The sequence below is a fragment of the Caulobacter sp. P1_B12_2 genome, assembly GCF_056406675.1.
The window spans coordinates 1-5,276 of record NZ_JBFTZS010000399.1 but is presented as its reverse complement, the minus strand read 5'-3'; the positions used below and the strand labels follow the sequence as shown (position 1 = coordinate 5,276).

Annotated in this window: 5 protein-coding genes and 1 pseudogene; 2 read left to right on the top strand and 4 right to left on the bottom strand. The window is 67.8% G+C overall.

The genetic code is table 11. From position 1 onward, the window contains the following. A pseudogene (locus AC1DZ6_RS20070) lies at nt 1–285 on the bottom strand (hypothetical protein); the annotation flags it as partial. 186 nt (nt 286–471) lie between these two features. Between AC1DZ6_RS20070 and AC1DZ6_RS20065 the strand changes: the two are divergent. Beyond that, nucleotides 472–2,730, top strand: coding sequence for a glycoside hydrolase family 3 C-terminal domain-containing protein (locus tag AC1DZ6_RS20065; protein ID WP_477098899.1), 2,259 nt, complete (start codon nt 472–474; stop codon nt 2,728–2,730). Between the two features lie 93 nt (nt 2,731–2,823). After that, a complete protein-coding gene (locus tag AC1DZ6_RS20060) occupies nt 2,824–3,285 on the top strand; it encodes a hypothetical protein (protein ID WP_477098898.1) in 462 nt (153 codons plus the stop codon). A 3-nt stretch (nt 3,286–3,288) separates the two neighbouring features. On the opposite strand, the gene AC1DZ6_RS20055 is transcribed toward AC1DZ6_RS20060, so the two are convergent. The 3 genes from AC1DZ6_RS20055 to AC1DZ6_RS20045 all read right to left on the bottom strand — a co-directional run. Beyond that, nucleotides 3,289–3,768 (bottom strand): surface-adhesin E family protein, encoded by a 480-nt coding sequence (locus AC1DZ6_RS20055; protein WP_477098897.1) that lies wholly within the window; start codon nt 3,766–3,768, stop codon nt 3,289–3,291. A gap of 34 nt (nt 3,769–3,802) precedes the next feature. Beyond that, a complete protein-coding gene (locus tag AC1DZ6_RS20050) occupies nt 3,803–4,555 on the bottom strand; it encodes a FadR/GntR family transcriptional regulator (RefSeq protein WP_477098896.1) in 753 nt (250 codons plus the stop codon). A 152-nt stretch (nt 4,556–4,707) separates the two neighbouring features. Next, a partial coding sequence (locus AC1DZ6_RS20045; protein WP_477098895.1) for an enolase C-terminal domain-like protein occupies nt 4,708–5,276 on the bottom strand: 569 nt, incomplete at its 5' end.

The following is a 5,276-nucleotide window of genomic DNA, read 5'->3' as shown; positions in this document are numbered from 1 at the left end:
GTCCTTGGGCGCCTGGGCGACCAGGCGATAGTCGGTGTCGGGCCGCACGCGGATCTTGCCGCCGCCGGTGCTGAGCCGCAGCGTCTGGCGCAGGGTTCCGTCGGTGACGTCGGCGGCGGGCAGGGCGTCCTTGGCCGCCGGAATCATCTGAGACGTGGCCCACGAGGCCACCCAGCGTTCGGTCTTTTCCGCCTTGGCGGGCGCGGCCTGAGCCGCCGAGATTGGGCCGGCGCCGATCGCAAGCGCGATCGCCAGCCCGACCAGGGCGCGTTTTGCGATATCCAAGGTTTCCTCCAGCCCGTCCGACGATGGGTCTTACTGTTCGCCCGATCCTAGGCGAGGAAATGAGACCGGTACCATAAAAAACTTGAGTGGTCTGACCTTGCCTTCCATACTGCCGGCCAATGTCGGCGAGCAACGCCGCCACCGTCCGTTCGACGGTTCGTCCACCGTGGGGAAACGAAAGAGATCATGAGCCAGACCGTCACCCGCCGTACGCTCGGCGTCAGCCTGGCCGCCTTGGCCGCCGCGACCTCGACCGTGGCCCGCGCCGCCGCGCCCGCCGCCCAGACCTCGGGCAAGCCGCTGTACAAGGATCCGACCCAGCCGATCGACGCGCGCGTCCGCGACCTGCTCGGACGCATGACGCTGGAGGAGAAGGCCGCCCAGTTGATCGGCATCTGGCTGACCAAGGCCAAGATCCAGACCCCCGGCGGCGACTTCTCGCCCGAGGAGGCCAGCAAGAACTTCCCCAACGGCCTGGGTCAGATCTCGCGCCCGACCGACCGCAAGGGCCTGAAGCCCGCCACGGTGGTCGACGCCGCGGCCGGCGCCGACGACGGCTCGGTCAACCGCAACGCCAAGGAAACCGCCCACTACATCAACGCCGCCCAGAAGTGGGAGATGCGCGCGCGCGGCTCCAACCTGGCCCTGGCGCCGGTGGTGGACGTGGCGCGCGACCCGCGCTGGGGCCGCATCGAGGAGACCTACGGCGAGGATCCGCACCTGTGCGCCGAGATCGGCCTGGCGGCGATCCGCGGCTTCCAGGGCAAGACCCTGCCGCTGGCGCCCGACAAGGTGTTCGTCACTCTCAAGCACATGACCGGTCACGGCCAGCCCGAGAACGGCACCAATGTCGGCCCCGCCCAGATCGCCGAGCGCACCCTGCGCGAGAACTTCTTCCCGCCGTTCGAACGGGCGGTGAAGGAGCTGCCGGTCCGCGCGGTCATGCCCTCGTACAATGAGATCGACGGCGTCCCGTCGCACGCCAACCGCTGGCTGCTGACCAAGATCCTGCGCGAGGAGTGGGGCTATAAGGGCTCGGTGCAGAGCGACTATTTCGCGATCAAGGAGCTGATCGCCCGCCACAAGCTGACCGACGACCTGGGCGACACGGCGGTGATGGCCATGCACGCAGGCGTCGATGTCGAGCTGCCCGACGGCGAGGCCTACGTCCTGCTGCCGCAACTGGTGAAGTCGGGGCGCATCCCGCAGTTCGAGGTCGACGCCGCCGTCTCCCGCGTGCTGGAGATGAAGTTCCAGGGCGGCCTGTTCGAGAACCCCTATGCCGACGAGAAGACGGCCGACGCCAAGACCGCCACGCCCGACGCGATCGCCCTGGCCCGCGAAGCCGCCCGCAAGGCCGTCGTGCTGCTGAAGAACGACAAGGGCGTGCTGCCGCTCGACCCGACCAAGTTCAAGCGTCTGGCCCTGCTGGGCACCCACGCCAAGGACACCCCGATCGGCGGCTACAGCGACATCCCGCGCCACGTGGTGTCGATCCATGACGGCCTGCAGGCCGAGGCCAAGAAGAGCGGCTTCACGCTGGACTACGCCGAGGCCGTGCGGATCACCGAAAGCCGCGTGTGGGCCGCCGACGAGGTCAAGCTGGTCGATCCGGCCGTCAACGCCAAGCTGATCGCCGAGGCCGTCGAAGTGGCCAAGAAGGCCGATGTGATCGTCATGGTGCTGGGCGACAACGAGCAGACCAGCCGCGAGGGCTGGGGCGACAATCACCTGGGTGACCGCGACAGCCTGGACCTGGTCGGCCAGCAGAACGACCTGGCGAAGGCGATCTTCGACCTGGGCAAGCCCACGATCGTGTTCCTGCTGAACGGCCGCCCGCTGTCGATCAACCTGCTGGCCGAACGCGCCGACGCCATCGTCGAGGGCTGGTACCTGGGCCAGGAAACCGGCAACGCCGCCGCTGACATCCTGTTCGGCCGCGCCAATCCGGGCGGCAAGCTGCCGGTCAGCATCGCCCGCGACGTGGGCCAGCTGCCGATCTACTACAACCGCAAGCCCACCTCGCGCCGGGGCTATCTGTTCGACGAGACGACCCCGCTCTATCCGTTCGGTTTCGGCCTGTCGTACACCACCTTCGACATCTCGGCGCCGCGTCTGGCCAAGGCCAGCATCGGGACCAGCGAGAGCGTCAAGGTCGAGGTCGATGTGACCAATACCGGCAAGGTCGCCGGCGACGAGGTGGTGCAGCTCTACATCCACGACGAGGCCGCCTCGGTGACCCGTCCGCTGCTGGAGTTGAAGCACTTCAAGCGCGTGACCCTGGCCCCCGGCGCCAAGCAGACGGTGACCTTCGAGGTGTCGCCGCTGGACCTGTCGCTGTGGAACCTGGAGATGAAGCGCGTGGTCGAGCCGGGCAAATTCACCCTGCTGTCGGGCCCGAACTCGGCCCAGCTGAAGCCGGCGACGCTGACGGTCACGGGCTGATCCAAACCTCCCCCGGTCGCCGAGCGACCGGGGGCAGGGGCCTATGTTTCGGTCCCTTACGGCGATAATCTCGGCCAGACGAGGAGGTTGGAGATGCGTCCTTCCATCCGATGGTTCGCGGTCGCCGCAGGCCTGATCGTGTCGCTAGCCGGGGCCGCCCGGGCCCAGCCCGCGCCTGATCGCCAGAGCTGGGGCAAGACCGGGATCTCGTTCCTGCAATACCGCACCGACGCGGTAGAATGCGCGTGGCTGGCCGGCAGCAACGCGCCGGTTTCCGTGCCCCTGGTTGATCAGGTCTTCGCCTTTGACGGCGGGGACGTCTTCGAGGTCATGGAGAGCTCCAAGCGCAACCAGTACCGGATATGGAACAACGTCGCCGACCAGCTGGAGCCGGCGCTGGAGACTTGCCTTCGATCGCGCGGCTACCGGCCGTTCAAGCTGACTGTCGAGCAGAACGTCCAGCTGAAGGCGCTGAAGCGCGGCTCGGCTTCGCGCCATCGTTATCTGTACGGCCTGGCGATCGATCCCGAGGTGTTGAGGGGGCAGGGGCTGTAGGCTTCAAAGGCAGGCGTCTCGCACGATCGTGGCGTCGAAGGTGTCGGGTTCGGGCGCGGTCCACGCCGCCTCGGTGAAGCCCAGAGCCTGGGCCGAGCCTTCCAGATTGTTGTCGCTGTGGCGGTAGGCCTTGAGCCTGCGGAACAGCTGCCTGGCGCAGTCCACTTCCTCGACAAGCTTTTCCGAGCGGTACGGCGCCAGGGCGATCCCGTCGGCGGCGTCGGTCTGCTGGGCCTGGTATTCGTGACGGATCCAGACCTGTTGATAGGGCGATCCGGGCAGGGCGGCGGCGGTCTTGGCGAACACCAGGATCGAGCGATCCTGGACGCCGCCGATGAACGGCCAGTCGCGCGGCTGGACCCTTTCGGCCCACAGCGGGATCCGCTGGGTCGCCGGCTTGTCGGGAGAGACCGTCACGGCGTCCACGCTCGAGGGCGCGTCCGGGATCGGGGCCGTCTGCAGCATCAGGATCAAACCGAGCATGACCGCCTCCAGATGGGCTCGATGGCGCTGTCGGTCAGATGGCCACGCGCTTGGCGATGGCGCTGCGCCGGGCGCCGGTTTCCTGCTTGGCCCGCTCGACGGCCTCGGTCTCGGTGGCGTGCAGCAGGTGCTCGATGACGCGTTCCAGATGGTCGCGCATCGCTTGACGCGCGGCGGCGGGGTCGCGGGCCTTCAGAGCTTCGAACACCCGACGGTGCTCGACGATGCGGGGCTCCAGCCCCATGCCGCGGGCGCGGGTCAGGATGTTGCGGGCCAGGGGCGAGCGGTTGCGCCACTCCCACAGGTTCTCGATCGTGGCGATAATCGCGCCGTTCCCGGAGGCACGGGCGATGACCATGTGGAACTCGCGGTCGGCGTCCTCGCCCTGGATCTCCTCCTCGCGGGCCATGCGGCCCATCAGCGCCTCAAGCTCCAGGATCTGATCGTCGGTGATGGCGGTGGCGGCCAGGGCGGCGGCTTCGCCCTCGAACAGGCGGCGGGCCTCGATCAATTCGAACGCCCCGATCTCGAAGGCGGGCTCGGCGCTGGCCGGGGTGACGGGTCGGACATCGCCCGTGACATAGATGCCCAAGCCGTGGCGGGCCTCGATCATGCCCAGCATTTCAAGGGCGATCATCGCCTCGCGCAGGGTGGGGCGGCTGACGCCGAACTGTTCCGCCAGCTCGCGTTCCGTGGGGAGACGGTCGCCAAGCTTGTACTGGCCGCTCTCGATGGCGTCGGCGATCGAGTCGGCAATGCGGCGGTAAAGCTTGACGTTCTCGGCCATGTGCTTTCGTCAGTTTCTCGGCGGCGGGCCGTGGGACCCTCAGGACTCGCGATAGCATAGCCGACCTGCGCCGCGCGGGCTATTTTTGACACCGGTCACCGAAAGCTTGGCTGTGGTCCAAAAGCGTGTCGGGAGCCGCCGTCGAAACGGCCTCACCAATCGTGCATGGAGCCGTCCTCTCGGCGGGCGATCGGCAGGTAGGCGCGCTTATAGGGGTGCTTGGCAGCCTCGACCTCGTCGATGTCGACGCCCAGGCCGACCGTGTCGCCCGGGTGCAGCATGCCGTCATGGAACGTGTAGGCGTGCGGGAACACCGCGTCGGTCGCCTCGGTGTGGCGCATGTATTCCTGGATGCCGAAATTGGGGATCGACAGGTCGAAGTGCAGGGCCGCGGCCATGCAGATCGGCGACAGGTCGGTGGCGCCGTGGCAGCCGGTGCGCACGTGGTGCAGGTCGGCGAAGCTGGCGATCTTGCGCAGGTGGGTGATCCCGCCGGCATGGACCACCGTGGCGCGGATATAGTCGATCAGCTGTTCCTCGATCAGCTGCTTGCAGTCCCAGATCGAGTTGAAGATCTCGCCCACGGCCAGGGGGGTGGTGGTGTGCTGGCGGATGATGCGGAAGCTGGCCTGGTTCTCGGCGGGGACGGCGTCTTCCATCCAGAACGGGCGGTAGGGCTCCAGGTCCTTGCCCAGGCGGCCGGCCTCGATCCGGCCTCGAT